Origin of the sequence: Cellulomonas sp. zg-ZUI22 (genome assembly GCF_017353535.1) — a bacterium.
In the GTDB taxonomy this organism is placed as follows: domain Bacteria; phylum Actinomycetota; class Actinomycetes; order Actinomycetales; family Cellulomonadaceae; genus Cellulomonas; species Cellulomonas wangleii.
Window position 1 is genome coordinate 76,766 of the sequence record NZ_JAFMUZ010000004.1, and the last position, 26,945, is coordinate 103,710.

Sequence of the window (26,945 nt, forward strand, 5' to 3'; positions counted from 1 at the left end):
ACCGAGCCGTCGGCGGCACGCGCGCTCAGTGCACGTCGGCGAGGGTCGCCATCCAGTCGCCGACCCCGGTCTGCTCCAGCAGGTCGGCGACGCGCGGGCTGACCGCGGCCATCCGCAGGGGCAGGCCGCGCTCGGCCGCGTCGCGCGCGAGGCGCACCAGGACGGACAGCCCCGTGGAGTCGAGGAACGTCACGCCGGAGGCGTCGACCTGCACGTCGTGGACCCCGGGCGCGTCCAGCGCCCGCCACAGCGCCGGCGCGTCACGCTCCCGCACCACCAGGTCGACGGCCCCCGTCAGCACGACCCGCAGCACGGGGCCCTCGGCGTGCACGTCGAGGCGCCCCTCCGACCCCGGCCGCCCGTTCATCGGGCGGGTGTGCCCCACGCCACGGACATCCGGCACCCGTAGCGGGAGTGGCCCTGCGACCGGCGGGTCGCAGGGGTGGCGGACGCGGCCGTGACCACGCAGGCGGTGGCCGGACCGGCGTCCGGGTGCGGTGCGTCCGGCTGCTGTGCGTCGGGTGCTGTGCGTCCGGGTGCATCCTGGGGACGTGACCACGGGCCCGGGCCTCGCGACGGGCGACACCCACGTCGTCGTGGCCTGCCCACCGGGCCTCGACGTGCGCCGCACGGTCGGCCGGCTGCGGCGCGGGCCGGGCGACCCGACGTGGGCGACGACGCCGGGCGCCGTGTGGCACGCGACGCGCCGCGGCCCGGGGGCGGCCACCCTGCGGCTGTGCCCCGTGCCCGGTGGCGTGCGGGCCGACGCCTGGGGACCGGGCGCGTCCGCCGTGCTCACCGAGGCTCCTGCCCTGCTCGGGCTGCTCGACGACCCGACGGGGTTCGCGGCCGGGCTGCACCCGGTGGTCGCGCGCGCCCACCGCACGCACGCCGGCGTCCGGCTCGCCCGCAGCGGCGACGTGTGGTCGACCGTCGTGACGGCCGTGCTGGAGCAGCGCGTCGTCGGGGTCGACGCGCAGGCCTCGTGGCGCCGGCTCGTCGCGCGGCACGGGTCGCCGGCGCCCGGTCCAGCGCCTGCCGGCCTGCGGGTGGCGCCGCCGCCTGCCGTGTGGCGGACGCTGCCGGTGTGGGAGTGGCGCCGCGCCGGGGTCGACGCGCAGCGCTCCGACACCGTGCGCCGGGCCGCCGCCGTCGCGCACGCGATGCGGGCCGACCTCGACCCGCCCGAGCTCGCGCGGCGCCTGCGGACCGTGCCCGGCATCGGCCCGTGGACGACGGCGGAGGTGACGTCCCGCGCGCTCGGCGACCCCGACGCCGTGCCCGTGGGCGACGCCCACCTGCCGCACCTGGTCGGCTGGGCCCTCACCGGGCGGCGGGTCGACGACGCGGGGATGCTGCACCTGCTGGCTCCGTGGCAGGGGCACCGCCAGCGCGTCCTGGTCCTGCTGCAGCTCGCCCACCTGGGACGGATGCCGGCGTACGGCCCCCGCGGGCCGCGCGCGCTGCCGATGCGCTGACGTGCCGTGGCCGGACGTGCCGCGGTGCGGCAGGCCGGGGATACTGGCCGTTCACCGCGTCCGACCGCAGGAGGAGCCATGCCGCACGACGACACCGCCCGCCCGACCGACGCACCCCCGGAGGACCCGTCGCGCGCGGCGACCGGGCTGCTGTGCCTCCTGCTGTTCGTCGGGTCGTTCGCGCTCCTCGCCTTCGGGTTCGACGGCGACGCGACCACCGGGCCGTGGCTCGTGACGGCGGGCATCCTCGCGTTCGGTCTGGCCTTCGCGATCCCGACGACGATCCTGCCCGCGATCGAGGAGCGCGACGGCCGGTGACGCCGCTCGCGGTGCCCACGTGCCTGGTGCTGGTGCGCCACGGCGAGAGCGTCGGCAACATCGCGGCCACGCGGGCCGAGCGCGAGCGCGCGCTGCGGGTCGACGTGGCGACGCGCGACGCGGACACCCCGCTGTCCGAGCGGGGGCGCGAGCAGGCGCGGGCACTCGGGACGTGGCTCGCGGACCTGCCGGCCGACGAGCGGCCCGACGTGGTGTGGTGCTCGCCGTACGTGCGCGCCCGGCAGACCGCGGAGCTGGCGATGGAGGTGGCGGGACTCGACCTCCCGGTCCGGCTCGACGAGCGGCTGCGCGACCGTGAGCTGGGCGTGCTCGACCGCCTCACGTGGCGCGGCGTGCAGGAGCTGCACCCGCTGGAGGCCGAGCGTCGGCACCACCTCGGCAAGATGTACCACCGCCCGCCCGGCGGCGAGTCCTGGGCGGACGTCGCGTTGCGCGTGCGGTCCGCCCTCGGGGACCTGCAGCCGCGCGACGCCGGGCGGCGGGTCCTCGTCGTGGTGCACGACGCGGTCGTCATGCTCCTGCGGTACGTCCTGGAGGAGCTGACCGAGGACGAGCTGATGACGATCATCCGGGAGCGCAGCGTGCGCAACGCGTCGCTGACGCGCCTGGACCGGGCCGACGACGCCTGGCTGCTGACGGCGTTCGACGAGGTCGAGCACCTCGCGGAGCTGGACGCCCCGATCACGGAGCACGAAGGGACGGCGGACACCGGTGGATGACCTCGTGCTGACCCCCGCGCTGCTGCGGGAGCACCCCCTGCCCGAGCCGACGGGCGGCAAGGACGCGCGCGGCGGCGTGCTCGTGCTCGGCGGCGCGCGCGCCACGCCCGGCGCGGTGCTGCTCGCCGGCGTGGCCGCGCTGCGGGTCGGCGCCGGGCGGCTGTCGCTGGGCGTCGCGGCCTCCGTGGCCGGGCCGCTGGCCGTGGCGGTCCCGGAGGCCGGGGTCGTGGGGCTGCCCGAGGGACGCACCGGGTCGGTCACCGGCCCGGGTGACGAGCTCGACGGCGAGCTGCAGCGCGCCGACGTCGTCGTCGTCGGGCCGGGCCTCGACGAGCCGGACGGGACCCTCGCGCTGCTGCGCGCGGTGGTCGCCGCGGCCCCTGCCACGACGTCCCTGGTGCTGGACGCGTTCGCCCTCGGCGTGCTGCGCGACGCGCGGGACCTGCACGGGGCGCTGCGCGGGCGGACCGTCCTGACGCCCAACACGACCGAGGCCGGGCGGCTGCTCGGACAGGACGCGGACACGACCGACGAGGGTCGCGACGACGCCGACGTGCCGGTCGCCGCCCGCCTCGCGGACGCGTACGACGTCGTCGTGGCGTGCGCGGGGGTCGTCGCCGAGCCCCGCGGCCGCCGCTGGCGCTCGTCGACGGGCTACTCGGGCCTGGGCACGTCCGGCAGCGGCGACGTCCTGGCCGGCGCCGTGGGCGGGCTGCTCGCGCGAGGGGCGCCGCCCGCACAGGCCGCGTGCTTCGGGGTCGCCGCGCACGGCGTCGCCGGTGACCGGCTGGCCGCGTCCGTCGGGCCGCACGGGTACCTGGCGAGCGAGCTGCTGGCCGAGCTCCCCCGGGTGCTCGTCGAGCTGCGCTCGCGCTGAGCGCTCCCGCTCCGCGGACGCGACGCCCGGACGGGCCCGCGGTACCGCACACTGGTGGCGTGGACACACCGCGCATGAACGTCGAGTCGTTCAACCTGGACCACCGCACCGTCGCCGCGCCGTACATCCGGCTCGCGGACCTCAAGGAGCTCCCCCACGGGGACGTCCTGTCCAAGTTCGACGTGCGGTTCACGCAGCCCAACGTGGCGCACCTCGAGATGGACGCCGTGCACTCCCTCGAGCACCTGTTCGCCGAGCACTCGCGCAACCACTCGGACCGGGTCCTGGACTTCTCCCCCATGGGCTGCCAGACGGGCTTCTACCTGATGCTCGAGGGCCGCTGGACGGACCAGGAGGTGCAGGACCTGGTCGCCGCGACCCTCGAGGACGTCCTGCACGCGACCGAGGTCCCCGCGGCCAACGAGGTGCAGTGCGGCTGGGGCGCGCACCACACGCTGACCGGTGCGCAGGACGTGGCCCGCGCGTTCCTCGCGCAGCGCGACGCGTGGAGCACGGTGACCGCGTGAGCGACGGGCTCTCGGCCGCGCCCGGCGTGCTCGTCGACGCGGTCGTCGTGACCGCGATGGGGGTGGAGGCCTCCCCCTTCCTCGAGCGTGCGACCGCCGTGGGCGACGAGGTGGAGGTCGCGGGCGCGCGGCGCCGCGTGCTGGACCTCGGCGGTCCGCGGGTGATGCTCGTGACCTGCGGCATCGGCCTGGTCAACGCCGCCTCGGCCGCGACGCTCGCGCTGCACGGGTCGGGGGCGCGCGTCGTGCTCAGCGCCGGCTCGGCCGGGGGCATGGGGCTCGACGTGCGCGTCGGCGACGTCGTCGTCGGTGCCACGACCGTGTACGGGGCTGCCGACGCCCGCGTGTTCGGGTACGCGCTGGGGCAGGTGCCCGGCATGCCGGCACGCTTCGACGCCGACCCGGGCCTGCTCGCCGCGGCAGCCGGTGTCGCCACGGACGGCCTGACGGTCCGCACCGGCACCATCCTGTCGAGCGACGTCTTCGTGGACGCCGAGCGCGTGGTCCCGCTGCGCCACGCCTTCCCCGACGCGCTGGCCTGCGACATGGAGTCCACGGCCCTCGCGCACACGGCGCACCTCGCCGGGGTGCCGTTCCTGTCCGTCCGCGGCATCTCCGACCTGTGCGGGCCGATCGCCGGGGTCGACTTCGACGCGCACGTCGACGACGCGGCCGAGCGGTCCGCGGTCGTGGTGCTCGGCCTGCTGGACGCGGCGCTCGTCACGGGCTGACGGGACGCCCGACGACTTCGCGCCGCGTCCACGGTCGGTAGGTCTGTCCCGGAATGTCGTCGACCGGTGCGCGGTTGGCACCGGAGACTGCTGGCGCACGACTGCTGCGCCCGGCGGCCGTCCGTCCACCGCCGCGCCCCGCACCGGCCCGAACCGACAGGCGACCTCGTGACCGACAGGACCGCTCCGCCCGTCGCGCCGCCCACGGGGCCCACCGCGGCCACGCAGCCGGCGACCGCCGCACCCACGGGCCCCGACGGCGTCCCGGTCGCGATGTCACCCCGCGACCGGCTCGCGGTCGCGCTGCTGCTGGTCTCGACGTTCGTCGTCATCCTCAACGAGACGATCATGGGCGTCGCGCTGCCGCGGCTCATGGACGACCTCGCGATCACCGCGGGCACCGCGCAGTGGCTGACGACCGGGTTCCTGCTGACGATGGCCGTGGTCATCCCCGTGACCGGCTTCTTCCTGCAGCGCACCACGACCCGGGGCGCGTTCCTCACGGCGATGGGCCTGTTCTCGCTCGGCACGCTGGTGTGCGCGCTCTCCCCCGGGTTCGAGATGCTGCTCGTGGGGCGCGTCGTGCAGGCCACCGGCACCGCGGTGATGCTGCCGCTGCTCATGACGACCGTCATGACCGTGACCCCGCCGGCCTCCCGCGGGCGCACGATGGGCAACATCTCGATCGTCATCTCCGTCGCCCCCGCCGTGGGCCCGACCCTCTCCGGCCTGATCCTGTCGGTGCTGGACTGGCGGTGGATGTTCGGTCTGGTGCTGCCCGTCGCGCTGGCCGCGCTGGCCCTGGGCGCGCTGCGGCTGCCGGACGTCACGCAGCCGCGGCACGCACGGGTCGACGTGGTCTCCGTGGTCCTGTCGGCCGTCGCGTTCGGCGGCCTGGTGCTGGGCATGTCACGGGTCGGCGAGGTCGTCGCCGGCGGGCTGCAGCCCGCCACCGCGGCCGCGCTGGTCGCCGGGGCCGCGGGGCTCACCCTCTTCGTCGCACGCCAGCTGCGGCTGCAGCGCACGGACGACGCCCTGCTGGACCTGCGGGTGTTCCGCTCCCGGACGTTCGCCGTGTCGGTCGGGCTGATGGCGATCATGATGATGGCCCTGTTCGGCGTCATCATCATGCTGCCCATCTACGCGCAGGACGTGCTCGGCCTCGACACCCTGCGCACCGGGCTCATGCTGCTGCCCGGCGGGCTCCTCATGGGGCTGCTCGCCCCGCTGGTCGGGCGCGCGTACGACCGGGTCGGCGCGCGTCCCCTGCTGCTGCCGGGCACCGTGCTGGTCAGCACGGCCACGTGGGGCATGGCGCTGCTGCTCGGCGAGCAGACGCAGCCCTGGCTCCTGGTCGCGGCGCACCTGACGATGTCCGCAGGGCTGGCGCTGGTGTTCACGCCGCTGTTCACGTCGGCGCTCGGGGCCGTCAGCGCCGACCGCTACTCCCACGGCAGCGCGATCATCGGCACCGTGCAGCAGGTCGCGGGCGCGGCCGGCACCGCCGTGTTCGTCACGGTCCTGTCGGCGGTGGCGGCGGACCGGGCGGCCGACGGCGCGTCCGCGCTCGTCGCGACCGCGGAGGGTGTGCACGCGGCGTTCCTCGTGGGCGCCGTGCTGACGCTGCCCGCGATCGCGGGTGCGCTCGCCGTGCGCTCGGCACCGGCCGGTGCCGCCGTCGCCGGCCACCACTGACACCCGCCGGCACCCCGCGGCGCACGCACCGGGCGCCGCCCGGTCAGGGACCGGGCGAGGGCCCGGCACCGTCGGCGAGGTGCGTGACCGCGTCCAGCACCGCGGCGTGCAGGAGAGGGTCGCCGAGCGGGCGGAAGTGCCCGTCGAGCGGCAGGCGGACGTTGACCGCGCCCGCGAGCTCGCTGCCGCCGGGGACGTGCGGGTCGAACCGCGCGAAGATCGACCAGATCCGCGCGTGCGCCGCGACGTCCCGGGCCAGGGCGAGCAGGTGCACGTCGAGGGGCGACAGCGCCCGCACCGGACGCACCGGGAACCACCGCGCGTACACCGAGCCGGCGAACGGGGTGTTGACGGCCACCAGCCCCGCGACCCGCGGGCCGGCGTGCTCGTCGGCGAGCACCATCTTGCCGATCAGCCCGCCCTTGGAGTGCGCCACCAGCACGACGCGAGTGAGCCCCAGGGCCTCCAGCCGCTCCACCACGAGCGGCATCGAGGCCCCCAGCGGCCGCAGGTTGAGCCCGAGCGCCGGGACCGTGTGCACGGGGTGCCCCGCGGCGTGCAGGGCCCGCGCCAGCGACGTCATCACCGGCCACGTCTCGTAGATCCCGGGCAGCAGCAGGACGGGCGTGCGGTCGCCCGCCGCCAGGGAGTCCGGCAGCGGTGCGGCGAGCACCGCCCGCGCCTGCGCGCGGACGATCCACGCGTAGTCCCGGACCCAGGCCACCCCCTGGCGCAGCCGGTGCCACACCTCCGCGGCCGCCCGCCCGGCCGCCCGCAGCCGGGCCGGTCGCACCGGCACCGTCCTCGCAGCCGGCCCGTCCGTCATCGCGCGACGTGCTCCAGCACGAGGTCCGCGACCTCGTCGGCGCGGGGGTACATCGCGGCGTGCGACGCCCCGGGGACCGTCACGTGCGTGCCGCGCGGCGCCGCGGACGCGAGCCGAGCCGTCCACCCGGGCGGTGCGACCCTGTCGTGCTCGCCCCGCACGACGAGCACGGGCGCGTCGACCTGCCGGAGCCGCTCGGCGACGGGGTGCTGCAGCATGTGCCGCAGCACCGCGAGGTACCAGCGGGGTCCGCACTCGGCGTAGGTACGCGCCAGCAGCGCCTGCGCCCGCACCGGCTCGAAGACGTTGCCGGCCACCAGACGCAGCATCTGCTCGGTGGCGGTGGGGGCGTCGTCGTCGACGGTGGGGCCGACGAGCACCGCGTGGGACGCGACGGCGGGCGTCGTGGCGACCGCCTCGACCACGACCTGCGCGCCCATGGAGTGCCCGACCCAGGTGGCGCCCTCGATCCCGGTGCGCCCGGCCCAGCGCGTGACGAGCCGGGCCAGGTCCGCCACACCGACGTCGGTGCGGGGGCGCGGGACGCGCCCGAAGCCCGGCAGGTCGAGCAGGTGCACGGTCCCGGCGCGTGCGAGCCGCCGCGCGAGCGGGTCGAACGTCGCCGACGAGGCCCCCAGCCCGTGCACGAGCACGACGTCGAGCCGGTCCCGCTCCGGCAGCTCGTCCACCATCGCGTCGCGCAGCGTGCGGGTGCGCAGCGCGAGCCCGTCGATCCGCATCCTGTCGACCCGGCACGTCGTCGCCGTGGGTGCGTGGGCCCGGCCGACCGTCAGCGGCATGCGTCCTCCCGTCGTACGACGCCCGGTGCGGGCGCGCCCCGGGATCGTCGCACGCGCCGACCACCCGCGCAGGTCAGGGCGGCACCCGGCGTCAGCCCGCCGGGAGCTCCAGGACCGTCCGCGTGCCCGCCCCCGGGGCGTCCGCCACCCGCACGTCGCCGCCCAGGTCGCGCGCCACCTCGCGGGCGATCGCCAGGCCGAGGCCCGCACCACCGGCGTCACGCTCACGCGCCTCGTCGAGCCGCACGAACCGCTCGAACACCCGCTCGCGGTCGGCCGGCGCGATGCCCGTGCCGTCGTCGTCGACCAGGACACGGACGACGCCGGGGCCGGGCGCGACCGTCACGGTGACCCGGCTGCGGGCGTGCCGCACGGCGTTCGCGACGAGGTTGCGCAGCACGCGGGTGGCCCCCTCGACGGTGGCGGTCGCGGTGCCCGCCCCGTGCACGTCCACCCGGACGTCCCGCTCCCGGGCCGCGGTCGCGAGGCCCGCCGCGACGTCCGCCGCCACGGCCGCCAGGTCGACCGGCTCGCGCGGGGCGTCCGACGCACCCACGCGCGCCAGCACCAGCAGGTCGTCCACGAGCGTCTGCATCCGGGCGACCTGCGGGGTCAGGTCCGCGACGAGGTCGTCGACGGGGTACGCACCGGGGTGAGCGGCGGCGACCTCGACCGCCGCCCGCGCCGCCGCGACCGGCGAGCGCAGCTCGTGCGCCGCGTCCGCGACGAAGGTGCGCTGACGGGCGGCGGCGACCTCGAGCCGGTCGAGCATCGAGTTCAGGGTGCGCGCGAGCGCCGCGAGCTCGTCGTCGACGGGTGGGACGGGCAGGGCTCCGGGCCCGCCCGCGAGCGCGACCCGGTCGGCCGCGGCGCGCAGCTGCTCGACGGGGGCCAGGGCGCGTCCCAGCACGGTCCACAGCACCACCGCGAACCCCACGGTCAGCACCGGCACCACCAGCAGCAGCGCGACCCGCAGGGCGCGCAGCACGCCCTGGACGTCGGTCGCCGGGACGGTGGTGACGAGCGTGGCGGGCTCGCCCCGCCAGGTCACCGCCCGCACCGCGGCGCGGGCGACCTCGTCGTAGGCACCGGCGTCCGTGCCCACCACGAGCACGTCGTCGCCCGCGCGCTCGCGCCAGGCGGCGAGGGTCGCGGGGTCGACCACCGGCAGGGTGCGGGAGGCGGTCGCGGACGTCGCCAGCACACGCCCCGACGCGTCGAGCAGCTGCGCCACCTCTCCGGGCTGCCGGACGGGCAGCGCGTCCGGCACACGGTCGTCCGCGACGAGCGCGGCGAGCGTCTGCGAGCGCTCGCGGACGACGTCGTCGAGCGCGGCGGTGCGCGCGGTGCCCAGGGCTGCCGAGAGCGCCAGGGCGCCGGCGACCAGGACCACCGCGACGGCGAGCGTGGCGACGAGCGTCAGGCGCGCCCGCAGCGACAGGGCGCGACGGCGCGGCCCGCGCGGCCCGGTGCGCGACGCACCCGCCCCGGGACCGGTCACGCGCCACCGACCCGGTACCCGGCACCGCGCACCGTGGTGACCGCGTCGCGGCCGAGCTTGCGGCGCAGGTAGCCGACGTACACCTCGACGACGTTCGGGTCCTCGCCGCCGGTGTCGAACACGTGGTCGAGCAGCTCGATCTTGCCGACGACCCGGTCGGCGTGCCGCAGCAGGTACTCCAGCAGGGCCGTCTCCCGCACGGTGAGCCCGACCGGGCGGCCGTCCCGCGTGACCTCGCGCGACGCAGGGTCGAGCGTCAGCGCGCCGGCCTGCAGCACCGCCGGGCGCGGTGCGACCGGGCGGCGCACCAGCGCCCGCAGCCGGGCCACGAGCACGACGAACGAGAACGGCTTGGTGAGGTAGTCGTCGGCGCCGACGTCGAGCCCGTCCGCCACGTCGTGCTCGCCGTCCTTGGCCGAGAGCATGAGGACCGGCGTCCACACGTCCTGCGCGCGCAGCGCCGTGACGACCTCGTAGCCGTTGCGCCGGGGCAGCATCACGTCGACCACCAGCACGTCGTACGCGCCGTCGACCGCCATCGCCAGACCCGTCGCGCCGTCGTGCGCGGCGTCGACGGCGAAGCCCTCGGCCGTCAGGCCCCGGCGCAGGGCGTGCACGAGCCCCACCTCGTCGTCGACCACCAGCACCCGCACCCCGGCAGCATCCCACCCGCCGGGCTCCGACCGCGGTGCCCGCCGCGGTCGGCGTCTCAGCGTCCGCTCAGGCCGGTGCGCGCAGAGTGGTGGCATGGACACCGCACCCGCCTCCCCCGCCCGCCCGCGGCTGCGCACCGCGTGGGCCGTGCCCGCCACCGCGGTCGTGGCCGTCGCCGCGGCGTTCGCGGCGCCCCCGCTGCTCGCGTCGGCCGACTCCGCCGGCCTGCCGGAGGTCTCGGCGGCCGAGCTGCTGGACCGCGTCGCGGCCGCCGAGCCGCAGGCGCTGTCCGGCACGGTCGTGCACACCGCCCGCCTGGGCCTGCCGGAGCTGAGCCTGACGCAGGCGTCGGGCGCCGACCCCGTCAGCCTGCTCAGCGGCTCGACGACGCTGCGGGTGTGGACCGACGGCCAGGAGCGCTCGCGCGTGTCCCTGCTGGGCACCGCCTCGGAGTACTCGGTCGTGACCGACGCCACCCAGGCGTGGACGTACTCGTCGTCCGACGACGAGGTCGTGCACTACGCGCTCTCGCCGCAGGACGCCGCGCGGGCCCAGGAGCTGGCGGCCACCGCGACCCCGCCGGCCGACCTGCCCAGCCCCGACGAGCTGGGCCGCGAGGCGCTCGAGCGGGCCGAGAAGGACGCGACGGTCGGCGTGGACGCCGTCACGACCGTCGCGGGCCGCGACGCCTACCAGGTGGTCGTGACGCCGCGCAGCACCACCACCCTCGTGGCGCGGATCGTCGTGGCCGTGGACGCCGCGACGTGGACCCCGCTGCGGGTGCAGGTCTGGAGCAGCGACGAGGCCGCGACGCCGGCGCTCGAGGTCGGCTTCACCGACGTGACGTTCGCCGACCCGGGCGAGGCGGTCCTGACGTTCTCCGCGCCCCCCGGGGCCGAGGTCCGCGAGGTGACCGTCCCGCTGCCGGACGCCGCGGCGCACGCCGCGGCCGCGGACGCGGCGCAGGGCCTGCCGGCGGACCCGGAGGCGATGACGGCGCCCGAGGGCGTGCGCGTCAGCGGCAGCGGCTGGGACACGGTCGTCGAGCTCAGCGACGTCGACGTCGCGGCGCTGCTGGCGGGCGACCCGTCCGCCCTCGGCGACGGCCCGGCGGCGGACGGGCCGCTCGGCGGTGAGGGCGCGCAGGACCTGGCCGAGGACTTCATGCCCGAGGGCGACGGTCCCGGCGTCGAGCTGGACGCGGGGGCGCTGTACGACCAGCTGACCACGCCCGTCGAGGGCGGCCGGGCGCTGACCTCGACGCTGCTGTCCGTGCTGGTCCTCGACGACGGCCGCGTGCTGGTCGGGTCCGTGCCGGTGGACGTGCTGCGCGCGGCGGCGGACGCGTGACGACGCCCGCGGGGGCGACCGCCACGGCGGCCGCCCCCGCGTCGGCGCCCGTCGTGCCGCACCCTGGTGCGGTGGGTGACGACGCGGTCCGCACGCACGGCCTGACCAAGCGGTTCCGTACGGGTCAGGTCGCCGTCGACCGTGTCGACCTGCTCGTGCCGCGTGGGGCGGTCTACGGGTTCCTGGGACCCAACGGGTCGGGCAAGACCACGACGATCCGCATGCTGCTGGGCCTGGTGGCCCCCACCGCGGGCGAGGTGCACCTGCTGGGCTCACCGATGCCCCGGGACGCCGGGCGCGTGCTGCCGCGGGTGGGCGCGCTCGTCGAGGGCCCGGCGTTCCAGCCGTACCTGTCGGGGCGGGCCAACCTCGCGCGGCTGGACGCCGTCGACGCGTCGGCGGACCCGCGCACCGCCCGCGCCCGGTCCGACGCCGCGCTGGACCGCGTGGGCCTGGGCGCCGCGGCCGACAAGCGCTACCGGCAGTACTCGCTGGGCATGAAGCAGCGCCTCGGGCTCGCCGCCGCGCTGCTGCGCCCGCGTGACCTGCTGGTGCTCGACGAGCCCACCAACGGCCTGGACCCGCAGGGCACGCGGGAGGTGCGGCACCTGGTGCGCGAGCTGGCCGACGCCGGGACCACCGTGCTGGTGTCCTCGCACCTGCTCGCGGAGATCGAGCAGGTCTGCACGCACGTCGGGATCATGGGTGGCGGGCGGCTGCTGCTGCAGGGCCCGCGCGCCGACCTCACGGCACGGCGGGCCGCGCACGTCATGGTCCGCACGGCACCGGCGGACGTCGACGCGGCCGTGGTCGAGCTGCGCCGCCTCGGACTGGTCGACGTCACGGTCGAGCAGGGCGTCGTGGACGGCGGCGTCACCGTCGTCGCCTCGGACGCGGCCGACGACGGCCGCGAGCGGCCCGCACCGCAGGACGTCGCGGCGGCCCTGGTGCGCGCCGGTGTCGGCCTGCTCGCCTTCGACGTGCGCCGACCCTCGCTGGAGCAGGTGTTCGTCGAGCTGACCGGGGAGGGCTTCGATGTCGCCCGTTGAGACCGCCGCGGCGGAGCCGCGACCCGTGCCCGCCGTCCGGGAGGCCGACACGCCCAGCCGGCACCCCGGGGCGCTGGGCCGCCTGGTGCGCTCCGAGCTCCGCCTGGTGCTGCGCCGACGCCGCAACGTGGTGCTGCTCGTCGGCCTGGCGTTCGTCCCGCTGCTGCTGGGCGTCGTGCTGCGCCTGGCGCAGGACGCGGGCCTGGCCGGCCAGGGGCCCCCGTTCGTGGCCAGCGTGACGGGCAACGGGCTGTTCCTCGTCGTGGCGTCGCTGTTCCTGTGCACGCCGTTCCTGCTGCCGCTGACCATCGGCATCGCGTCGGGCGACGCGATCGCGGGCGAGGCGTCCGCCGGGACCCTGCGCTACCTGCTCGTGGTGCCCGTCGCGCGCGGGCGGCTGCTCGCCGTCAAGGCACTCGGTGCGCTCACGTTCGCCGCGGCGGCGGTGCTGGCGATCGCCGTGGTGGGGCTGGTGACCGGCGCCGTGCTGTTCGGGGTCGGCGACCTCACGCTGCTGTCCGGCGACACCGTCCCGCTCGGCGAGGGCGTGCTGCGGGTCGCGGGGGTCGTGGCGTACGTCGGGCTGTCGATGACCGGGCTCGTGGCCGTGGGCCTGTTCTTCTCCACCCTCACGGAGGTGCCGGTGGGCGCGATGGCGGCCACGGTGGTGGTGGCCGTCGTCTCCAGCGTCCTGGACCAGCTGCCGCAGGTCGCGGTGATCCACCCGGCGCTGCTGACGCACCACTGGTTCGACTTCGCCGAGATGCTGCGCATCGTCCCCTCGGTGGACGTGCTGGCGCAGGGGCTGGCCGTGCAGGCGGGCTGGGTCGTGGTGTTCGGTGCCCTGGCGTGGGCCCGGTTCACCACCGCCGACGTCACGTCCTGACCGGCGCACCGGGCGCCCGCCGGGGCGTCCCGGTGCCAGACTCGGTGCGTGAGCGTGTACGGGACGGAGCCGGTCGCGGGGCCGGAGGGGCTGACCTACGCCGCGCTGCTCGTGCGGGCGGAGCGGTCCGACGTGCTGGCGGCACTGACGCGGGAGCGGTTCTCCGGCTGGGTGGGCCCGCAGGACGACGGCTGGGTCGTGGCCGTGCCGGAGCACGCGCGCGGCCACGTCGCCGCGCACCGGCGCCGGGTCGACGACCTGGCCGCCGTCGTGGCGCAGGACCTGACCACGGTGGCGGTCGCCGTGCTCGTGCAGCGGGACCGTCTGCTGCGCCTGTGGGCGTCCGACGGCGCCGTCCCGGTCACCGACTACGTCTCCGACGCCCACGTGGCGTACCCGCACGACGACGAGGCCTACGGGACGGAGGGCCTCGAGGGGGTCCGCGGCCTGGCGACGCTCGCCGGGCACCCGGAGGCCGCCGACGACCTCACGGCGCTGCTGGCCGAGGAGCTCGGTGAGTCCGAGTCGGAGTCGGAGCGGCTGATGGCCGTGTGCCGGCTGCTCGGGTGGCCGCAGTGGCTCGTGGCCGTCGACTCGCTGCCGCGGCGCGTGCCCGGCGGCCCGGGCGCGGAGGCGTTCACGCGGCTGCGCGCAGGGCGCACCGGGGTGGGTGGCCTGCTGGCGGCGCGCGCCGCGGCGGTCGTGCGCCGGTCGGAGTAGCCGGCCGGCGCCGTCAGACGATCCGGGCCGCGTCGGGTGCGAGCCGGCGCTGCATGCCCGCGCCGAGCGCGAGGCCCGCGAGCACGCCCAGGCTGATGGCCACCATGGACACGCCCGTGGTGACGATGGTCGTGATCGCCTGGTCGGTCGAGCGCCCCAGCGCGGAGGTCACGCCGACCAGGCCGAGCGCACCGGGCACCAGCAGCCAGAACCCGGGCAGGAACGTCACGAGGAACGGCGGTCCCCCGCGCCGGGCGGCCGCGAGCATCGCGACCGGCGTCATCGCCAGCGCCCCGACGAACGACGACACGACCGCCCCGAACAGCACGCCGCCCAGCACCTGCCCGGCGTACCCGACCACCAGCACGAGCGTGATCCACGGCAACGACCCGCGGTGCGCCTCGTTGTTGGTCGTGACGCCCACGGCGTACACGAGCACCCCGAGCCAGGTCGCGACCCAGCCCAGGGGGTGGTCGGCCCCCGTGCTGCCGACGTCCGCCGCGGGCACGCCGACCAGGCCGGCGGCGGCCGTGATCCCCAGGGCCAGCAGGACCAGCTGCATGACGCCCGCCGCGAGACGGGACGACCCCGCGATCATCTGCCGCGTGGCCAGGTCGATGACCCCCGTGGTGAGCAGCGCTCCCGGCAGGAACGTCACCAGCGGCGCCACCAGCGGGGCCAGCAGCCCCACGGACCAGCCGGTGCGCACCAGCAGCAGCACCGGCACCGCGACGACGAACGCGCAGACCGCCACGATCAGCCCCTGGTAGACAGGGGGCACCCGCCGGGTCGCCGCGGTCAGCACGGCGACCACGCCCCCGAGCGCGGCCGCCACCAGGGTGTCGAGCCACCCGCCGCCGAGCACCATGGACAAGCCGGCGGCGACGGCCACGTAGCCCGCCGCGCGCCGCGCGGTCGACGTCGCCGGGTCCGAGGCCACGATCCTCTGCAGTTGCTCCAGGGCCTCGCGCGGCCGCACGTCGCCGCGCTGGGCGGAGTTGGCCAGGTCCAGCACGTCGGAGACCTGGTCGAGCCGCAGCGCGCGGCTGCCGGCCGTCGACACGGCCGTCTGCACGGTGTCGTGCTGCGGCACCGAGACGATGAGCGCCGTCGGGAACGTGACGACGGCCGCGTCGGGCAGCCCGTTGACGGCGGCCACCCGCTGGAGCGTGGAGTTGACCTGCACGATGGGCGACCCGGCGTCGATCATCGCCTCACCGAGCCGGACGAGCAGCTGCACGGTGACGTCCACGCGCGCCGAGAACGCCTCCGCCTCGGGGGTGCCCGGACCCGGGGAGCCCTCCCCCGTCGGGAGCACGAGCGTCGCGTCGGCGTCGTCACCGACCCGTGGCAGCGGCATCGTCGTCGCGGCGGTGGCGGGCCCGCCACGGCGGGCGCCCGTCACGTCGTCGGCCGTGCCACCGGCGGACGCCCCGTCACCCGCACGACGCTCGGCGACGGCCCTGCGCCACCACCACCACAGCCCGGCCGCCGCAGCCACGAGCACGACCGCGGCCAGCGCCACCACCACCCACGGCACGTTCGACTCCACGACCGCGGGGCGCGAGGAGAACGCCGGGACCTGGACGGCGGGCTCGGTCGTCGGGGTGGTCGGGACGACCGGTGCGGGAGCCGTGGGCGCGGCCGTCGGTTCGGCGGTCGGGAGCGGGGCGACGCCCTCGCCCGGCGTCGCCTCGGGCGTGGCCTCGACGGGCGGGGCCGTGGCCACCGGTGCGCTGGCCGTGGGTGTCGGCGCCGGCGCGCTCACCGTCGGCTCGGGTGCGACCGTCTCCTCCGGCTCGACGGGCAGGACGGGATCGACGGGCTCGAGCGGCTCGAGGAGCTCCAGGCCGGTGGGGAGCCCGAGACCTGTGAGGGACGTCGGCAGCACCGTCACGGCTCGACCTCGAACGTCGTCAGCCCCTGCGGTGGTGCTTCGTGGACCTCGAGGCCGGTGACCCGTGCGTGCCGCGGGCCGCGGGCCAGGAACGCCAGCATGGCGTCGACCTGCTCCGGCGCGCCCTCGACCGCGGTCTCCACGGCGCCGTCCGGGCGGTTGCGCACCCAGCCCGCGACACCGAGACGGGCGGCCTCCTGCGCGCAGGACCAGCGGAAGCCGACCCCCTGCACCACGCCGCGCACGACGACCCGTCTGTGCACCCGGTCCTCCGCTCCCCGCCCGCCCTGTGGGCAGGTTACCGACGCACCGGGGGGCGAGCACGGCGGGAGGGACGGCAGGATGGGGGTCGTGACCATCAACCCCGACCCGCCCCGGCGGCTGCGCTCGGCGCTGTTCGTCGACTTCGACAACGTGTACATCGGCCTGGCACGCCTGGACCCGCAGGCGGCGGAGGCGTTCGCCACCGACCCCGCCCACTGGCTGTCCGAGCTCAGCCAGGGCTCCGACGTCGACGGGGACCTGACGCGCCGCTTCCTGGTGCGCGCGTGCTACCTCAACCCGTCGGTGTACTCCCGGTTCCGTCCCAACTTCACGCGGGCCGGCTTCCAGGTGGTGGACTGCCCGTCGCTCACGCAGCAGGGCAAGTCCAGCGCCGACATCAACCTCGTCCTCGACGCGGTGGACGCGCTGGCGGCCACCACGCGGTACGACGAGTTCGTCATCGTCTCCGCCGACGCGGACTTCACGCCGCTCGCGCAGCGCTGCCGCGCGGACGACCGGCGCGTGACGATCATCACAGCGTCGCCCGCCGCGTCGGCGTACCGCTCGGTCGCGGACACGGTCATCGGCGCGGACGCGCTGGCCGACCTCGTCACCCAGACCGCGTCCACGCTGGACGCGGAGCCCGCCGTGGTGCCGACGCCCGCCGAGCCGGCCGCGGTCGAGCCGGCCGCCGACCCGGTCGCCGCGGCGGCGACGCCGCCCGCCGCGACCCGCGGGTCGCGCGGATCCGGCAGGTCATCCGCCAAGGAGACGCCCGACGAGCCGGCACCCGCCGCCGCACCGGCGCGCACGCCGGCCCGGGCGCGGGTCGCCGAGCGGGTCATGGACGAGGGTGAGGCGCGGGCCCGGCGGGCCGTGCGACGCGCGGTGCGCACCGCCGACGCACCGTTGCCGCTGGGCGCGGCCGCACAGGTCGCGCAGACCGCCGACCCGTCCCTCGCGACGACGCAGTGGGCCGGCGCCGGCAACTTCACGGCGTGGCTGGGGCGCGCGGTGCCGGACCTCGACGTGTCGACGCGCCCGCCGGGGCACGTGTGGGACCCGCAGCGCTTCGGCGAGGCCGACCTGCCGGGTGCGGTGGCCGACACGGCCCCCAACGAGCTGCAGCGTCAGGTCATCGCCGTCACCGACACACCGGGTCTGAGCCAGGCCCAGTACCGGGTGCTGCTCAAGACCCTCGCGTCGGACGTCGCGGCCCACCCCTTCGACCGCGTCGCCACGTCGCGCCGCGTCCACGAGGCGTGCCAGCAGTCGGGCACCAAGGTCGGCCGCTCGACCGTCAACTTCGTGATCTCGGGTGTCCTGTACACCGGGCTGTCGCTGGACGGGGACCCCGGTGCGGAGAAGGTGGCCCGGGCGTGGACCGACAACGTCATCGGGCTGTGCCGCGGTGCGCGCATGGAGCTGACCAACGGCGACGCGGCCGCCATCCGCGCCTGGGTGGGCGGCGGTCTGGTCACCACCTGACCCCGGACGCAGGCCGGCCCGGCCGCCACGTGGGCGACCGGGCCGGGAGGGGTGGGCGGGTGTCAGGCGTACGAGGGGCGCTGCGTCGACCCCGCGGCGGCTGCGGCCGGGCCGCGGTAGGTGCTCGAGCCGAGCCACAGGATCCAGGTGAAGACGACGGACAGCAGCACCAGCCCGACGGTGAAGCCGGCGTCGTGGCCGAACGACTTCGACAGGTCGTGCATGATGATGATCAGCGCGACCACGTTGACGCCCGGGACCAGGAGCAGCAGGAACCACCACAGGGGCCGGCCCACGACCTGCAGCAGGACGATGGTGTTGTAGATCGGGACGAAGGCCGCCCAGCCCGGCTGGCCCGCCTTCGTGAAGATGCCCATGAGGCCGAGGCAGCCGATGACGTAGAAGACGAGGCTGAAGATCAGCGCGACGACCACGCTACCTGCGGCGGCAGCGGCCTCGGCGTCGGTGAGCGGGACCGTGAGAAATGTGGACATGGCGCGAAGGCTAGCGCCCCTGTGAGCCCGCTGTGCCCCGTTCTCACCCGTGATCGTGGGCAGGTGCCGGACCGGCTCCTCCGGTCGGCGCAACCGTCGGTCCGGCGGTGAGGAACCCGACGGTCAGCGTCGCGAGCAGGTCGGGCCGGTCCCGCGGCAGCATGTGGCCGGCCCGGGGGACGACCTCGAGCCGGGCGTCCGGCAGGGACCGCACGAGGAGCCCCGTGTGCGCGTGGTCCACGACGTCCCGCTCCCCCACGACGACCAGCGTCGGCGCCGTGACCCGCGCGAGCCCGGCGGGGTCCAGGCGGGGCTCGCAGGCCATCAGCGCGACGCGCTCCGCGAACGCCCGCAGACGCGGCACGACGCGCGCGAGCGGGCCCGCCACCGCGTGCAGGGCACGGACCCGCGCCTGCACCCGGGCGGTCAGTCCCGCGGGGAACAGGTTGGCGCCCACGACGACGAGGCGCCGCACACGGTCCGGCCGGCGCACGGCCAGCTCGAGGGCGACGTTGCCGCCGTCGGAGAACCCCAGCACGTCGGGCTGCCGCAGCCCCAGCAGGTCGAGCACCTCGGCGACGTCGTCGGCCATCCGCGCGATGCTGAGCGGCCCCGTGCCGCGCGGGCTGCGGCCGTGCGCGCGCGAGTCGATGCCCACGAGCGTGCGTCCCGCGCCGAGGGCGGGCACCATCCGGTCGAAGACGTGGTGGTCCTCACCGTTGCCGTGCAGCAGCACCAGCGGGGGGCCCGAGCCGCGCGTGACGACCCACAGCGGCCCCACCTGCCGCCCGGGCGCCGGGCACCGCACCGCGACCGTCTCGCTCACGCCCCGACCCTAGGCCCGGCGGGGAGGCGACGCCGAGGCGGGCGCCGCGGCCGCCCGGGGCCCCGGCGTGCAGTGCGCCACCGGGCGCGCCGACGCCCACGGCGACCGTGGTGCGGGCGCACCCGCCCGGAATGGGGTGCCGGCACCGGCGGTTGCCCCAGGGGTGACCGCGATCTCCGTGCTCGACCTCGTGCCCGTCCGCTCCGACCAGACCACCGCCGACGCCCTCGCCGCGACCCTCGCGCTCGCGCGCGTCGCCGACGAGGTCGGTGCCCGCCGGTACTGGCTCGCCGAGCACCACAACATGCCCGCCGTGGCCGCGACCAACGCGCCCCTGCTGATGGCTCTCGTGGCGGCCGCGACGTCCCGGGTGCGGGTCGGGTCCGGCGGCGTCATGCTGCCCAACCACTCGCCGCTGGTCGTCGCGGAGCAGGTCGCGCTCCTGGAGGCGGCGTACCCGGGCCGCGTCGACGTCGGCATCGGCCGCGCGCCCGGCGCCGACCCGGTCACCGGCCACCTGCTGCGGCGCGGCGCGACGGGCGACGGCGTGGACACGTTCGACGCGGACGTGGCGACGCTGGCGTCCCTGGTCCGGCCCGACGGCGTGGACGTGCGCGTGGGGTCGTCCACCTACCCGCTGCGCGCCACCCCCCGCGCGGTGTCGACGCCGCAGCTGTGGCTGCTGGGGTCCTCGACGTACTCGGCGCAGCTCGCCGGGCGGCTGGGGCTGCCCTACGTCTTCGCGCACCACTTCGCCGGGCGCGGCACCGCCGAGGCCGTCGCCCTGTACCGCCGGTCGTTCCAGCCCTCGCCGGAGCTCGCGGAGCCCCGCACGATCGCGGTGGCGAACGTCGCGGTGGCGGCCACCGAGGACGGGGCCCGGCGTCTGGCCCTGCCGCAGGTGCGCAGCATGTGGCGGCTGCGCTCCGGGCTCACGCTCGAGCCGCAGGAGCTCGTCGAGGACGCGGAGGCGACGCCCCTGCCCGCCGCCGCCGACGAGGGGGTGGCCGCGCTGACGTCGTCGTGGGTCGTGGGCGACCCCGACCAGGCGGCGACGCAGCTGCGCGCCCTGGCCGACGTGGTCGGCACCGACGAGATCATGCTCCAGCCGATCGCGGGGGCCACCCGCGGCACCCCCGCGGACCGCTCCCCCGCCCGGGAGCAGACGCTGCGCCTGGTCGCCGAGGCCCTGGCCTGACGGACGTCACGCGCCCGCGGCCGGTCACGCGGGCGTGCGCTCCAGGAGCGTGAGCACCTCGTGGTGCGTCGTGTGCGGGAACATGTCGAGCACCTGCGCGCGCACCAGCCGCAGCGAGGGCATGTGCGCCAGGTCGCGCGCCAGCGAGCCCGCGTGGCACGACGAGTAGAGGACCCGCGGCACCCCGCTGGACTCCAGCCAGCGGCTCAGCGGCTCCCCGAGCCCGCGCCGCGGCGGGTTCACGACCACCAGGTCGGGCACGTCGGGCGCGGCCAGCGCGAAGGCGGTCGCGTCGCCGGCCAGGAAGCGGGTGCCGGGCAGGCCCGCGTCGCGGGCCGTCTGCTCCGCGCTCGCGACCGCCTCGGCGCTGCTCTCCACGCCGACGACGTCACGGCCGGGGCGCGCCAGGTGCAGGGCGAACCCGCCGACACCGCAGTAGAGGTCCCAGGCGGACGCGACCTCGGCCTCGTCGGCCCACGCCACCGCCTGCCGGTAGAGCGCGGCGGCGACCTCGGTGTTCGTCTGGAAGAAGCTGCGCGGCCGCAGGTGCAGGTCCAGGCCGTTGACCCGCATCCGGAGCGTCTCGCGCTGCGTGAGCAGGATCTCCCGGTCCCCCTCGAGCACGGCGGCGTGCGCCGGCTGCACGTTGACCGACGCGACGACCAGGTGCGGCAGGTCGGCCTGCAGGCCGGGCAGGTGCTTGCGGATCCGGGCCAGCGCCTCGGTGCTGCGCAGCACGAACCGCACCATGAGCTCGCCGTCGGGCGACCCGGTGACGATGACGTGCTTGAGCTCGCCGCTGCGTGACGGCACGTCGTACGGCGTGAGCCGCGCGCGGGTGACGAACGCGGCGAGCGGCGCGAACGCGGTCGAGACGGCGGGCGGGTACAGGGGGCAGCCCTGCAGGTCGACGCCGTGCCCGTGGCCGTCGAGGATGCCGAGGGTCGGCGCGTCGACCGTGCCGGCGACGACCATCTTCGCCTTGTTGCGGAAGCCGGCCTCGGCGCTGGTGACGGTCGGCAGCCACGTCACGCCGCCCGGGTCGCCCAGCACCGCCCGCACGTGCCGCTGCTGCTCGTCGACCTGCTGCTGGTACGGCTCGGCGAGGAGGGTGCACGAGCGGCACACCCCCGCGTCGAAGTACCCGCAGCGCACGGCACCAGGGTACGTGCCGCACCCCGCCGTCAGAGAGCTCGGGACGGCGGGGCGTCAGAGCTCGGCGAGGAGCGCGTCGATCTGCCCGACGGCCTCCCGCATGCCCTCGGCCATGCCCATGGCGAGGACCTGCTCGAGCGCCTCCGCGGAGGCGAAGTGCGAGGTGATGGTCATGATCGTGCCCGTGCCGCCCGGCTGCAGCTCGACCACCATGCGGGTCGTCGGCAGCGACGTGTCCGGCTCACCGTGCGCGTCGGCGAACCCGTCCTCGAACTCGATCCGCCGCGGCTCGTCGACCGCCACGAAGGTCCACCACCCGTGCGCGGTCGTCCCGTCGGGACCGGTCATGTGGTACTTCGCACCCCCACCGGGCCGCAGGTCGTGCTCGTCGAAGGTGGCCGGCCAGGTGGGCGGGCCCCACCAGCGCTCCAGCGTGCGCGGCTCGGCCCACAGCCGCCACGCGCGCTCGGGCGCGGCGGCGAGGTCGGCGACGACGACGAGGGTCAGGTCGGTGGTGTCGGGCGTGGTGCTCAGGACGGTCATGGCGTGCCTCCGGTCCGGGGTGCGACCCGGGCCACGGCGGCCGCGGGCTGAGGGCCGACCGCATCGGCGGCCGGGTCGTGAGCGGGGCCACGCCCCGGGTCGAGCTCCGCCAGGACGGCGGACATGCGGTCCACGCGGGCTTCCCACAGCTCCTCGAGCTGCTCGAGCAGGGCGGCCGCCCGCCGGACGGTCGCGACGTCGCCGCGGACGATCTGCTCGCGTCCGTGACGCTCCTTGACCACGAGGTGCGCCTGCGCGAGCACGCTGACGTGCTTCTGCACGGCCGCGAAGCTCATCTCGTAGCGCGCCGCCAGGGCCGAGACGGACGAGCCGTCCACGAGCACGCGACGCAAGATGTCGCGCCGCGTCGTGTCGGCCAGCGCCCGGAACAGGCGGTCCGCCGCCCGGTCCTCGTCGGTTCGTTGATCTACAACCACAAGGTTGTACGTTATGCCCGTCGACCGCGTCCCACAAGACCCCACCGCACAGCCCGATGGCGAGGGCGCCCCGGTTCCGGCGGCCCGTCGTCGACCCGCTGCACGACCGCCGGACGCCGAGGCGGCGGGTCGACGTACCCGCCGCGCACGGCACCCGGGTGCGTGCCGGGCTCAGCCGCTCGCGGTGGAGGCACGCACGACGACCCGGGGCGCGATCGTCTCGACGCCCCGCTCCGCGGCTCCCGCGATCCGGGAGAACAGCCGGGTCGCGGCCCGGCGCCCCATCGTCTCGAAGTTCATGTCGACGCTGGTCAGGGCAGGGCGCGAGCCGGCGATCATCGGCTCCCAGTTGTCGAACCCGATGACCGCGACGTCCTGCGGGACGCGCACGCCCCGCTCCCGCAGCGCGTCGAGGACGCCGCGGGCGATCATGTCCGAGCCGCACACGACGGCGTCGATGCCCGGGTCCGCGTCGAGGGCGGCGCTCACCCCGGCCCGGCCCCACGCCTCGCTCCACGAGCCGAAGCGCACCGGCCCGACCTGCTCCAGGCCCGCGGCGGCGAGCGCCTGCCCCACGCCGGTGGCGCGGTCCTGCGCGGCGGCGTAGGTCGGGTCACCGGAGACGTGCGCGATGCGCCGGCGGCCCAGCGTGAGCAGGTGCTCGGCGGCCAGCCGTCCGGCCGAGACGTTGTCGGGCACGACGGACGCGTCGTCCGGGTCGTCGGAGGGCGCGTAGGCGTACACCACCGGCACCGGGACGTCGGGACCGAGCGAGGACCGGGAGTCCGTCCGCGACCCGACGACGATGAGCCCGTCGACGCGCCGGCCCAGCAGGGCGCGCAGGTGGTGCTGCTCGCGGATCGCGTCCTCGCGGGCGTCGCACAGGAAGACCGACGTGCTCCCGGCGCCGAACGCGTCCTCGGCCCCCATGAGGATCGGCAGGCTGAACCGACCCTCGAGGTCGTGCGTCAGCAGGCCGACGGTGCCGGTGCGGCCGGCGGTGATGGCGCGGGCGAGCGAGTTGGGGGTGAACGCGAGACGGTCGGCGACCTCCTGCACGCGCCGCCGCGTGTCCGGGTGGACGTCGGCCTTGCCGTTGAGCGCCTTGGACGCGGTGGCCACCGACACGCCGGCGAGCTGCGCGACGTCGCGCAGCGTGACCGGGCGCGTCCGGGTGTCGCGCGTCGCCATGGTCGACCTCCGTTCGGTGACGGACCCCCGTCCGGGTGCCGCCGGGTCAATCATGCCCGAAAACGTCACGACGCCGTGCAGGGTTGACCCCGCCGCCTGGCCGCTGATAACGTCCCGAAAAGGGTTTCGGCGATTTTCGACCGACGGTTCTCGCACCGCGCCCGCCGCAGCGACGCGGCCCTCGCCGTCCTGACGTCGCTGCCGATCCTCGTCGTCTTCAGCCTCACCTACCGCCAGCTCATGGACGGCTCACCGTCGGCGCGGTGAAGTAGCCCCTCCTGCCACCCCCCGTCCGGCGCCGCCGGACCGAGCACCACCGGAGCACGCCATGCCCTCGTCCGACATCCTCCGCACCGACCCCCCGAGCCGCACCCCCGACCACGGCCGCCCCGTTGCCCCGTCCCGCTCCCCCTGGCGTCCCCTGGGGCTCGACGAGGTCAGGATCACCGGAGGCTTCTGGGGGGACCTGCAGGACCTCAACGCGTCGACGATGATCGCGCACGTCGAGGGCTGGCTCGAGCGGCTGGGCTGGACGGGCAACTTCGACGCCGCGGCCGAGGGGCGGCTGCCGCTGGACCGCCGGGGCCGCGAGTTCTCGGACTCCGAGACGTACAAGCTGCTCGAGGCCATGGCCTGGGAGGTCGGCCGGACCGGGGACCCCGACCTCGACCGCCGGCTGCGCGCGCTGGCGGCCCGGGTCGCGGCCGCGCAGGAGCCCGACGGCTACATCGGCACGATGTTCGGCCGCACCGGGCAGCGTCCGCGCTGGTCGGACCTGGAGTGGGGGCACGAGCTGTACTGCATCGGCCACCTGGTCCAGGCGGGTGTCGCGCGGGCACGGACCCACGGCGACGACGAGATCGTCCGCGTCGCGGTCCGGGCCGCCGACCACGTGTGCGAGGTCTTCGGACCCGACGGGCCGCACCAGGGCGTGTGCGGGCACCCGGAGATCGAGGTCGCGCTCGTCGAGCTGTACCGGGTCACCGGGGAGCGGCGCTACCTGGACCAGGCGCGCCTGTTCGTCGAGCGACGCGGGCACGGCGCCCTCGGTGAGATCGACTTCGGGCCGACGTACTTCCAGGACGACGTGCCGGTCCGCGACGCGACCGTGCTCGCCGGGCACGCCGTGCGCGCCCTGTACCTGGCGGCCGCGGCCGTGGACCTCGCGGTCGAGGACGCCGACGACGAGCTGCTGGCCGCCGTGGCCGGGCAGGTCCGCACGACCCTGGCCCGCCGCACCTACCTGACGGGCGGGATGGGCGCGCACCACGAGGGCGAGTCGTTCGGCGCGGACTTCGAGCTGCCGTCCGACCGGGCCTACGCGGAGACGTGCGCCGGCATCGGGTCGGTCATGGTGGACCACCGGCTGCTGCTGCAGACGCAGGACGCCCTGCACGCCGACGCCGTCGAGCGCGCGCTCTACAACGTCGTCGCCACGTCCCCCGCGCAGGACGGACGGGCGTTCTACTACACGAACACCCTCCACCAGCGGACACCGGGACGCGAGGTCGCACCCGACGAGGTCAGCCCGCGGGCGGCGTCCAGCCTGCGGGCACCGTTCTTCGCGGTGTCCTGCTGCCCCACGAACGTCACCCGCACGGTCGCGTCGCTGGCGTCGTACGTGGCCACGGTCGACGACGACGGCGTGCAGCTGCACCAGTACGCACCGGCGACCCTCCGGGCCGCACTCGGTGACGGCCGCCGGGTCGAGCTCGAGGTGACGACCGCGTACCCGCACGACGGGCGCGTCGTCGTGCGCGCCCTCGCCGCACCGCAGGACGACTGGACCCTCACGCTGCGGGTGCCCGCGTGGGCCACCGGGGCGCAGGTCACGACGGCCGACGGATCGTCCCGGGCGGCCGAGCCCGGCTACGTCACCGTCGCCGGCCCGGCCGCCGGGGCGCAGGTCGTGCTGGACCTGCCGGTCGCGGCCCGCTGGACGTGGGCGGACCCGCGGGTCGACGCCGTGCGCGGCCAGGTCGCGGTCGAGCGCGGGCCGCTCGTGCTGGCCCTGGAGTCGACCGACCTCGGTCGGGACGTCGCGGCCGCCGTCGTCTCGACGCAGGAGCCCCCCGTGGAGCGGGACGGCCAGGTGCTCGTGCCCGTCGCGGTGCGCGACCTGGCGGAGCGCACCTGGCCCTTCGGCGGGGCACCCTCCCCCGCGCCCGACGACCACCGGCTGGTGCCGTTGGTCCCGTACCACGCGTGGGCCAACCGCGGTCCGTCGACGATGCGGGTGTGGCTGCCCGTGGTGTGACCGCGCGGTCCGCACCGCGCACGGCCGGGCGCGCCCAACGGGTGCCCGGCCGTGCGCGTCCGCCGGGTCACGGGTCATGCCTGCGGCACCCCGGACAACCGCCCGAAACCAGGACCGAACGGATTGTCAGGGGGACGTTGCATCACCTAAGGTCACGACCGCGGGAGCGCTCCCGCACTCGCGTGCTGCGGACGTCGCCGGCCCGCAACCACGTCGCAGGCACAGGGGGAACCACCGATGGACCGCACCGCCGCGCCCGCACCCACCCGTCCCCACCCTCCGGGGCACACCGGGGCCCGACGGGTCGCGCTCGTCACCGGCGCCACCTCGGGCATCGGCGCCGCGACGGCCCTCGAGCTGGGCTGGCGCGGGCTGCGGGTGGTCGTCCTCGGCCGTGACGTGACGCGCGGCACCGGTGTCGTCGACCGCATCCGGGCGTCCGGCGGCGAGGCAGCGCTCGTCACGACCGACCTGTGTGACGACGACGACCTCGAGCGCGCCATCGACGAGGCCACCGCCGTGTGGGGCCGGCTCGACCACGCGTTCAACAACGCCGGCGTGACCGGGCCCGGGACCGTCGCCGACGCGACGACCGAGGACTTCGACCGGGCCTTCGCGGTCAACACCCGCGCCCTGTGGCTGTGCATGCGTGCGGAGATCCGCCACATGACGCGCACGGGCGGCGGGTCCATCGTCAACAACCTCTCGGTGCACTCCGTGCGGACCGTGTTCCACGGCGTCGCCCCCTACGCGGCGTCCAAGGCCGCCGCCCTCGCCCTGACCCGGTGCGCGGCGGTGGAGCTGGCCGGCCGGGGCATCCGCGTCAACGGCGTCGCCCCGGGGCCCATCGACACCGGGCTCTTCCCCGGCGCAGGGCTGCACCCCGACGGCACCGACGCCTGGGAGCCGCTGCTGCCGATGGGTCGCGCCGGCACCACCGGTGAGGTCGCGGACGCGGTCGCGTGGCTGTTCTCGGACGAGGCGAGGTACGTGACCGGCAACGTCGTCGCGGTCGACGGCGGCTTCCTCGCCTGCTGAGGTCG

Annotated in this window: 28 protein-coding genes; 15 read left to right on the top strand and 13 right to left on the bottom strand. The window is 76.5% G+C overall.

Annotation, left to right across the window (positions count from 1 at the left end; genetic code table 11):
* Positions 1–25: 25 nt before the first annotated feature.
* Complete coding sequence (locus J1G43_RS13130; RefSeq protein WP_207378616.1) at positions 26–367, bottom strand: STAS domain-containing protein; 342 nt, start codon at positions 365–367, stop codon at positions 26–28.
* 184 nt (positions 368–551) lie between these two features.
* On the opposite strand from J1G43_RS13130, the gene J1G43_RS13135 reads away from it, so the two are divergent.
* From J1G43_RS13135 to J1G43_RS13165, 7 genes are all read left to right on the top strand, one after another.
* Positions 552–1,478 (top strand): DNA-3-methyladenine glycosylase, encoded by a 927-nt coding sequence (locus J1G43_RS13135; RefSeq protein ID WP_249670828.1) that lies wholly within the window; start codon positions 552–554, stop codon positions 1,476–1,478.
* Between the two features lie 78 nt (positions 1,479–1,556).
* Positions 1,557–1,796, top strand: coding sequence for a hypothetical protein (locus J1G43_RS13140; protein WP_207340673.1), 240 nt, complete (start codon positions 1,557–1,559; stop codon positions 1,794–1,796).
* Positions 1,793–2,536, top strand: a complete 744-nt coding sequence (locus J1G43_RS13145; RefSeq protein ID WP_249670827.1) for a histidine phosphatase family protein — start codon at positions 1,793–1,795, stop codon at positions 2,534–2,536. Before J1G43_RS13140 ends, J1G43_RS13145 begins: the two co-directional genes overlap by 4 nt.
* Positions 2,529–3,413: an NAD(P)H-hydrate dehydratase gene (locus tag J1G43_RS13150; RefSeq protein ID WP_207340674.1), complete on the top strand. Its 885-nt coding sequence runs from the start codon at positions 2,529–2,531 to the stop codon at positions 3,411–3,413. The genes J1G43_RS13145 and J1G43_RS13150 overlap by 8 nt, the downstream gene beginning before the upstream one ends.
* Positions 3,414–3,487: 74 nt before the next feature.
* Positions 3,488–3,940: an S-ribosylhomocysteine lyase gene (locus J1G43_RS13155; RefSeq protein WP_207340816.1), complete on the top strand. Its 453-nt coding sequence runs from the start codon at positions 3,488–3,490 to the stop codon at positions 3,938–3,940.
* Positions 3,937–4,671, top strand: coding sequence for a 5'-methylthioadenosine/S-adenosylhomocysteine nucleosidase (gene mtnN / locus J1G43_RS13160; RefSeq protein ID WP_207370824.1), 735 nt, complete (start codon positions 3,937–3,939; stop codon positions 4,669–4,671). The genes J1G43_RS13155 and mtnN overlap by 4 nt, the downstream gene beginning before the upstream one ends.
* A 273-nt stretch (positions 4,672–4,944) precedes the next feature.
* A complete protein-coding gene (locus tag J1G43_RS13165) occupies positions 4,945–6,366 on the top strand; it encodes a DHA2 family efflux MFS transporter permease subunit (protein ID WP_207340817.1) in 1,422 nt (473 codons plus the stop codon).
* Between the two features lie 43 nt (positions 6,367–6,409).
* Here J1G43_RS13165 and J1G43_RS13170 read toward each other — a convergent pair whose 3' ends face one another.
* The 4 genes from J1G43_RS13170 to J1G43_RS13185 form a co-directional block, all read right to left on the bottom strand.
* On the bottom strand, positions 6,410–7,159 hold the full coding sequence (locus J1G43_RS13170) for a triacylglycerol lipase (protein ID WP_207340676.1): 750 nt from the start codon (positions 7,157–7,159) through the stop codon (positions 6,410–6,412).
* A 29-nt stretch (positions 7,160–7,188) separates the two neighbouring features.
* Positions 7,189–7,992: an alpha/beta fold hydrolase gene (locus tag J1G43_RS13175; RefSeq protein WP_207340677.1), complete on the bottom strand. Its 804-nt coding sequence runs from the start codon at positions 7,990–7,992 to the stop codon at positions 7,189–7,191.
* 91 nt (positions 7,993–8,083) lie between these two features.
* On the bottom strand, positions 8,084–9,493 hold the full coding sequence (locus J1G43_RS13180) for a HAMP domain-containing sensor histidine kinase (protein ID WP_207340678.1): 1,410 nt from the start codon (positions 9,491–9,493) through the stop codon (positions 8,084–8,086).
* Positions 9,490–10,146 (bottom strand): response regulator transcription factor, encoded by a 657-nt coding sequence (locus tag J1G43_RS13185; RefSeq protein WP_207340679.1) that lies wholly within the window; start codon positions 10,144–10,146, stop codon positions 9,490–9,492. Before J1G43_RS13185 ends, J1G43_RS13180 begins: the two co-directional genes overlap by 4 nt.
* Before the next feature lie 94 nt (positions 10,147–10,240).
* On the opposite strand from J1G43_RS13185, the gene J1G43_RS13190 reads away from it, so the two are divergent.
* The 4 genes from J1G43_RS13190 to J1G43_RS13205 all read left to right on the top strand — a co-directional run bounded on the left by J1G43_RS13190 (position 10,241) and on the right by J1G43_RS13205 (position 14,152).
* Positions 10,241–11,497 (top strand): hypothetical protein, encoded by a 1,257-nt coding sequence (locus J1G43_RS13190; RefSeq protein WP_207370828.1) that lies wholly within the window; start codon positions 10,241–10,243, stop codon positions 11,495–11,497.
* 71 nt (positions 11,498–11,568) lie between these two features.
* A complete protein-coding gene (locus J1G43_RS13195) occupies positions 11,569–12,546 on the top strand; it encodes an ABC transporter ATP-binding protein (RefSeq protein ID WP_249670826.1) in 978 nt (325 codons plus the stop codon).
* Positions 12,533–13,432 carry an ABC transporter permease gene (locus tag J1G43_RS13200; protein WP_207378617.1) on the top strand — a complete coding sequence of 300 codons (900 nt, stop codon included), beginning with the start codon at positions 12,533–12,535 and terminating at the stop codon, positions 13,430–13,432. The genes J1G43_RS13195 and J1G43_RS13200 overlap by 14 nt, the downstream gene beginning before the upstream one ends.
* Positions 13,433–13,480: 48 nt before the next feature.
* On the top strand, positions 13,481–14,152 hold the full coding sequence (locus J1G43_RS13205) for a hypothetical protein (protein WP_207378618.1): 672 nt from the start codon (positions 13,481–13,483) through the stop codon (positions 14,150–14,152).
* 13 nt (positions 14,153–14,165) lie between these two features.
* Here J1G43_RS13205 and J1G43_RS13210 read toward each other — a convergent pair whose 3' ends face one another.
* Both J1G43_RS13210 and J1G43_RS13215 read right to left on the bottom strand, forming a co-directional pair.
* Positions 14,166–16,049, bottom strand: a complete 1,884-nt coding sequence (locus J1G43_RS13210; RefSeq protein ID WP_207340684.1) for a threonine/serine exporter ThrE family protein — start codon at positions 16,047–16,049, stop codon at positions 14,166–14,168.
* Positions 16,046–16,312, bottom strand: coding sequence for an acylphosphatase (locus tag J1G43_RS13215; protein WP_249670825.1), 267 nt, complete (start codon positions 16,310–16,312; stop codon positions 16,046–16,048). Before J1G43_RS13215 ends, J1G43_RS13210 begins: the two co-directional genes overlap by 4 nt.
* Positions 16,313–16,400: 88 nt before the next feature.
* Between J1G43_RS13215 and J1G43_RS13220 the strand changes: the two genes are divergently transcribed.
* Positions 16,401–17,801, top strand: coding sequence for an NYN domain-containing protein (locus J1G43_RS13220; RefSeq protein WP_207370832.1), 1,401 nt, complete (start codon positions 16,401–16,403; stop codon positions 17,799–17,801).
* A gap of 62 nt (positions 17,802–17,863) precedes the next feature.
* Here the strand turns inward: J1G43_RS13220 and J1G43_RS13225 are convergent, their stop codons facing one another.
* Positions 17,864–18,295: a DUF5684 domain-containing protein gene (locus J1G43_RS13225; protein ID WP_207340687.1), complete on the bottom strand. Its 432-nt coding sequence runs from the start codon at positions 18,293–18,295 to the stop codon at positions 17,864–17,866.
* A 43-nt stretch (positions 18,296–18,338) separates the two neighbouring features.
* Positions 18,339–19,121 (bottom strand): alpha/beta fold hydrolase, encoded by a 783-nt coding sequence (locus tag J1G43_RS13230; RefSeq protein ID WP_207340688.1) that lies wholly within the window; start codon positions 19,119–19,121, stop codon positions 18,339–18,341.
* A 163-nt stretch (positions 19,122–19,284) separates the two neighbouring features.
* Between J1G43_RS13230 and J1G43_RS13235 the strand changes: the two genes are divergently transcribed.
* Positions 19,285–20,319 (top strand): MsnO8 family LLM class oxidoreductase, encoded by a 1,035-nt coding sequence (locus tag J1G43_RS13235; protein WP_207370833.1) that lies wholly within the window; start codon positions 19,285–19,287, stop codon positions 20,317–20,319.
* A gap of 24 nt (positions 20,320–20,343) precedes the next feature.
* Here the strand turns inward: J1G43_RS13235 and rlmC are convergent, their stop codons facing one another.
* From rlmC to J1G43_RS13255, 4 genes are all read right to left on the bottom strand, one after another.
* Positions 20,344–21,474, bottom strand: coding sequence for a 23S rRNA (uracil(747)-C(5))-methyltransferase RlmC (gene rlmC, locus J1G43_RS13240; RefSeq protein ID WP_207370834.1), 1,131 nt, complete (start codon positions 21,472–21,474; stop codon positions 20,344–20,346).
* 54 nt (positions 21,475–21,528) lie between these two features.
* Complete coding sequence (locus J1G43_RS13245) at positions 21,529–22,017, bottom strand: SRPBCC domain-containing protein (protein ID WP_207370835.1); 489 nt, start codon at positions 22,015–22,017, stop codon at positions 21,529–21,531.
* A complete protein-coding gene (locus J1G43_RS13250) occupies positions 22,014–22,454 on the bottom strand; it encodes a helix-turn-helix transcriptional regulator (protein WP_207340692.1) in 441 nt (146 codons plus the stop codon). Before J1G43_RS13250 ends, J1G43_RS13245 begins: the two co-directional genes overlap by 4 nt.
* Before the next feature lie 171 nt (positions 22,455–22,625).
* Positions 22,626–23,645 (bottom strand): LacI family DNA-binding transcriptional regulator, encoded by a 1,020-nt coding sequence (locus J1G43_RS13255; RefSeq protein WP_207378619.1) that lies wholly within the window; start codon positions 23,643–23,645, stop codon positions 22,626–22,628.
* 328 nt (positions 23,646–23,973) lie between these two features.
* On the opposite strand from J1G43_RS13255, the gene J1G43_RS13260 reads away from it, so the two are divergent.
* Together J1G43_RS13260 and J1G43_RS13265 are read left to right on the top strand one after the other, a co-directional pair.
* Complete coding sequence (locus tag J1G43_RS13260) at positions 23,974–25,902, top strand: glycoside hydrolase family 127 protein (protein WP_207378620.1); 1,929 nt, start codon at positions 23,974–23,976, stop codon at positions 25,900–25,902.
* A gap of 237 nt (positions 25,903–26,139) precedes the next feature.
* Positions 26,140–26,940, top strand: coding sequence for an SDR family NAD(P)-dependent oxidoreductase (locus J1G43_RS13265; protein WP_207378621.1), 801 nt, complete (start codon positions 26,140–26,142; stop codon positions 26,938–26,940).
* Positions 26,941–26,945: the final 5 nt, after the last annotated feature.